The organism is Streptomyces sp. NRRL S-495 (assembly GCF_000966955.1).
GTDB lineage: Bacteria > Actinomycetota > Actinomycetes > Streptomycetales > Streptomycetaceae > Kitasatospora > Kitasatospora purpeofusca.
The window spans coordinates 1-4,970 of sequence record NZ_JZWY01000456.1 but is presented as its reverse complement, the minus strand read 5'-3'; the positions used below and the strand labels follow the sequence as shown (position 1 = coordinate 4,970).

Genomic DNA, 4,970 nt, shown 5'->3' with positions numbered 1-4,970 from the left:
CCCTCGACGGCAGGCCGCTGCCGTTCGGCCACCCCGGCCGGGTGATCCGCGCCGGCCTCGGCCTCGCCCCCGAGGAACGCAAGGCCCAGGCGCTGTTCCTGCACCGGTCGGTCCGCGACAACACCTCGATCGCCGTGCTGGAACGGCTGCGCCGTTGGCGCTTCGTCAGGCGCGGCGCCGAACGCGAGCTGGCCGCCGAGTACGCGGGCCGGCTGCGGGTGCGGACCCCGTCGATCGAGCACGAGGTCCGCAAGCTGTCCGGCGGCAACCAGCAGAAGGTCGTCCTGGCCCGCTGGCTGGCCCGCCGCCCCAAGCTGCTGATCCTCGACGAACCCACCCGCGGCATCGACATCGGCGCCAAGGCGGAGATCTACCGGATCATCGCGGACCTGGCCGAGGAGGGGGTCGCGCTGCTGGTCATCTCCTCCGAACTGCCCGAGGTCCTCGGCCTGGCCGACCGGATCGTGGTCATGCAGGGCGGGCGGGTCACCGGCGAGCTGGACCGCGCCGACGCCACCGAGGAGGCCGTCCTCCAACTCGCGATGGCCGACGACATCACCCGTACGAAGCCTCCGGGAGCAGCCTCATGACCAGCGCCACCACCCCGCCCGCCGTCGACCGGCCCGCGCCGCCCGGCCGGCCCGTGCGCGGGAGCGGCCGCCCGCTCGCCGTCCTGACCGCCCTCGGCGGCCAGAACCTCAGTCTGCTCGGCGCCCTCGCCCTGGTGCTCACCGTCTTCGGCTCGCTCAACGAGAACTACCTCAGCTGGACCAATGTCCAGGTGATCGCCGAGGCCGCGACCATCACCGGCCTGCTCGCCGTGGTCCAGACCGTGGTGATCATCTGCGGCGGACTGGACATCTCGGTCGGCTCGCAGGCGGGCCTGGCCTCGGTGGTCAGCGCGATGGCCTACACCTCGGCCGGGTCCAACGCCTTCGCCGGGACGGCGGCCGCAGTGGCGGTCGGCGTCCTGGTCGGCATCGTCAACGGCCTGGTCATCGTCTACGGCCGGGTCAACGCGACCATCGCCACCCTGGCCGGCCTCGCCGCCTACAAGGGCGTCGCCCAACTCGTCTCCGACGGACGGGCGCAGGGCTACGTCCTGGGCGACCCGGTGTTCGTCTTCCTCGGTCGGGGGAAGATCGCCGGGCTGCCGGTGATGGTGTGGATCCTGATCGTGGTCGCGCTCGCGGTGCACGTGCTGCTGAAGTACACCGACCTCGGCCGCAACCTCTACGCGATCGGCGGCAACGACACCGCCGCCCGGCTGGCCGGCATCGCGATCAACAAGTACCTGGTCGCCGTGTACGCCCTGATCGGCGCGGTCGCCGCGCTCGCCGGGATCCTGCTCACCGCCCGCACCGGCTCCGGGCAGCCGGTCTCCGGCAGCGAGGGCCTGGAACTCAAGGCGATCACCGCCGCGGCCCTCGGCGGCTGCGCGCTCAAGGGCGGCAAGGGCGGCATCGGCGGCACCCTGCTGGCGGTCGCCCTGCTCGGCGCGCTGGAGAACGGCCTCACCGTCGAGGGCATCAACTCCTTCTGGCAGAACGTCGCCCAAGGCTCCCTGCTGGTGGTCGCGGTGGTCATCCAGCAGTCCCGCTCCGGCGAACGGGCCGTCGGCCTGCCCGGGTAGCCGCCCTCCGCCCGGATCGGGCGTGTACGGGACGGGGTCGGCGGGCAGATGAGCCTTCGTGGTGGGTGACCGCCCGGGTGCGGACCGTTCGGCGGCCCCCGGCGGGTCACCGTCCGTCGGCAGGACGGGAGGGTGCGGCAGTGACCACGGAGTGGACCGGGGTGTGGCTGGAGAACGTGCGGCTCGACGTGGCCGAGATCGGCGGCATGGGGTTCCGGCCGGATCCCTCGGTAGCGCTGCCGGAGCAGGTGGAGGTCTACCGGATCCTGGACGGCCGGGGCGAGCCGCTGCCCTGCACACCGGCCGAGCACGAGCGCTGGGAGCTGGCCGCCTTGGCCTGCCTCGGCCGGTTGTCGCGGGCCCTGGAGGACTTCTACTGGGCGCACGGCGGCACCATGATCGAGATCGACCTCGCCACCGGCCGGGGAAGCCGCTACGGCATCGGCCGGCCCCGCCGCTGGCCGGGGTGGGAGCGGAGGACCGTCGAACGGTCGGCCCGCGCTCAGCGGGTCCTCGCGCTGGAGGTGGGGCGGGCCGTCGAGGAGTACCGGCCGGTGCGGGCGGAGGTCGCCCTGCGGGTGGCCGAGGCGCGCGAGGCCCACCGGGCGGCGATGGAGGCCGAGCAGCGGGCGACGCGGCACCGTCGGACGGTCCTCGACGAGCTGGCCCTGCGCCGGGTGTGGCAGCACCGGAGCGCCGGTCCGGGGGAGCCGGTCCTCGTCCGGCGCGTCGACCTGCCGGTGCCCGGGCCGGGTGGCGCGGCGGCCGTCGCTTTCGATGGCTCGGTGATGGAGGATCAGGAGGCCGTTTCGGCAAGGGAGTTGGCCGATGCGCTGAACGCCGTCGCGCGGCGGGCGGAGAGCCCGGTCGACATCCGGTGGGACGAGCGCGCCAGGGCCGCGACCGAGGCGGAGTGCCTGGCCCGGGAGGTCCGCCTCGGCTTCCTGGAGTGGTGGCACGATCTGGCCGGGCCCAGCTGGCGGCCAGGACCCCACGGTCCCGTTCCGGTCTTCGTACCGCCCGGGCAGCGTGCCTCCGCTCACCGGCCGAGTTACGGCGGTACCGGCATGGGCGGCACCGGCGGCTTCACCGGCGGGCACTCCTACGGCGGGTTCGGCGGCTACTGACCCGGTGGCCGACCCGGCTGCTGCCGCTGTTGCCGCCCGATCACCTGCCCCGGTGACGGTAGGTCAGGCCCCCGCGACCGGGGCGACGACGAGCTCCCCGACGGCTTCCGTCAGGGCGGCCCGGGCCTGGGTGTTCAGCGCCGAATCGGTGACGAACACATCGATCTCGTCGAGCGTGGCGAAGCCGCTGAGCGCGACCACACCCCACTTGGTGTGGTCGGCGACCACGGCGACCCGGCGTGCGGAGGCGACCAGTGCGCGGTTGGTCTGCGCCTCCGCGAGGTTGGGCGTCGTCAGACCGGCCTTCTCGGAGACCCCGTGGGCGCCCAGGATCAGCAGGTCGACGTGGAGCGAGCGGACGGCCTGGTCGGCCAGCGGCCCGACCAGTGCGGCCGAGGGCGTGGGCGAGCCGCCGGTCAGCAGCAGCGAGGGCGCGCCCGTCCCGTGCTCGTCGCCGGCCGAGCGGACCAGCTCCGCGACCGGCAGCGAGTTGGTGACTACGGTGAGGCGCGGGATGTGCAGCAGCCGGGCCGCGACCGCGTAGGCGGTGGTGCCCGCGGCGACGGCGATCACACTGCCCGGCTCGACCAGGGTGGCGGCGGCCTCGGCCACCGCGGCCTTCGCGGCCGACTCCAGGCCGGACTTGGCCTCGAAGCCCGGTTCGTCGATGGCGGTGTCCGAGGCGGAGACGGCGCCGCCGTGCACCTTCTTCACCACGCCCGAACGCTCCAGGGCGTCGAGGTCGCGCCGCACGGTCATGTCCGAGACGCCCAACTGGTCGACCAGCTCGGCGACGCGCACGGCCCCGCTGCGGCGCACCAGCTCGGCGATCAGCGCTTGCCGCTGGTGGGCCAGCAGTCCGGTGTCCGCCACGGATGCGCTCCCTCGTACTGGTGTGCCATCAGACCCGACAGTCCGTAAAGGATACTGGCTGACCGCATACGCCCGACCATTCAGGTGGTCGCCGATACCCGACCGAGACGCCTTTACCGGATCCTGACCCGATCGACGGACGCCCGCGACGCCGTCCACACAGAAGCCTGACGAGGCGCGGCTAGCGTCCCGCCCATGTCGAAGACACCTGGAACCACTGCCAACACACCCGGAACCACCGCCACCGACCGGACCCTGCCGCGCGGGCGCGCCGCCCTGGGGGCGCTGCTGCTGAGCGCGACCGCGGCGGCGCTGCTGCCGACCACGGCGGTCGCCGCGGAACGCGAGTCCGTCACGGCGCACGCCGGCGCCACGACCACCGCGGAGCGCGACCGGATCGACGCCTACTGGACCCCCGACCGGATGCGGCTCGCGGGCGCCCTCGTCCCCGAGATCACGCCCGTGCCCGAGGACGACCACACGCCCGACGACCCCCGGCCGCTGCCCGCCGGAACCCCGGACCCGGGGGCCGTCTGGACCCACGGCGGGGCGGTGGACCGGAGCGTGGGGCGGCTGTTCTTCACTTTCTCCGACGGCTACGACGGCAGCTGCACCGCCACGGTCGTCACCGCCGCGAACCGCAGCACCGTCGTCACCGCCGCGCACTGTCTGCGGGGCGTCGGGTCGCCCACCGCCGACGGCACCTGGCGCCACAACCTGTACTTCGTCCCCGGCTACCGCAACGGCACCAAGCCGCTCGGCGGCTTCAGCGTCCGGAGCATGGCCACCTCCTCCCACTGGGACGTCGACCCGGGCGGCACGGGCTCGGACGCCGTCGCCGCGGCCGGCCACGACACCGGGATGCTCGTGCTGAACCGTTCGGCCGACGGGCGGCGGGTCGCCGAGGTCACCGGAAGCCAGCGGATCGCGTTCACCCGGCCCGTGGAGGGCGAGTTCGTCGACACCTTCGGGTATCCGAAGGACCGGCTCAACGATCCTGCGGCCAAGTACTCCGGCACGCGCATGATCCACTGCGCCGGACCCGCCCGCCCCGGTCCGGCGGCTCCGCTGCTGTGGGGCGAGTCCTGCGACATGTCGCACGGGGCGAGCGGCGGCCCCCACCTCACCGGCTTCGACCCCCGGACCGGTATCGGCACGGTCGTGGGCGTCACCACCACGACCGAGGAACTCGCGGGCGGCAGCGCCGGCACCCTCTACGCCACCCGTCTGGGTGACGGTGCTCGGCGTTTGTACGACTGGGCGCGTGGTCGGGTGGTGTGAGGTGGTTCCGGTGTGGCGTACCGGTTGGTGAAACGCACGACGCCGCTGGTCACCGG

The 4,970-nt window shown here is 73.8% G+C and carries 5 protein-coding genes; 4 read left to right on the top strand and 1 reads right to left on the bottom strand.

The features are described 5' to 3' along the window. From VR45_RS23420 to VR45_RS23410, 3 genes are all read left to right on the top strand, one after another. The coding region (locus VR45_RS23420; RefSeq protein WP_045941791.1) for an ATP-binding cassette domain-containing protein at window positions 1-590 on the top strand (590 nt) is incomplete at its 5' end. Then, entirely contained in the window at window positions 587-1,633 is a 1,047-nt protein-coding gene (locus VR45_RS23415) for an ABC transporter permease (RefSeq protein WP_052709312.1), read from the top strand. The genes VR45_RS23420 and VR45_RS23415, both read left to right, overlap by 4 nt. Before the next feature lie 140 nt (window positions 1,634-1,773). Continuing rightward, complete coding sequence (locus tag VR45_RS23410) at window positions 1,774-2,760, top strand: hypothetical protein (protein ID WP_045941790.1); 987 nt, start codon at window positions 1,774-1,776, stop codon at window positions 2,758-2,760. 63 nt (window positions 2,761-2,823) lie between these two features. On the opposite strand, the gene VR45_RS23405 is transcribed toward VR45_RS23410, so the two are convergent. Next, the gene (locus VR45_RS23405) at window positions 2,824-3,633 is read right to left on the bottom strand and encodes a DeoR/GlpR family DNA-binding transcription regulator (RefSeq protein WP_045941789.1); all 810 of its coding nucleotides are present in this window, start codon (window positions 3,631-3,633) and stop codon (window positions 2,824-2,826) included. A 195-nt stretch (window positions 3,634-3,828) separates the two neighbouring features. Between VR45_RS23405 and VR45_RS23400 the strand changes: the two genes are divergently transcribed. Further along, window positions 3,829-4,914: a hypothetical protein gene (locus VR45_RS23400; RefSeq protein WP_234326090.1), complete on the top strand. Its 1,086-nt coding sequence runs from the start codon at window positions 3,829-3,831 to the stop codon at window positions 4,912-4,914. Window positions 4,915-4,970: the final 56 nt, after the last annotated feature.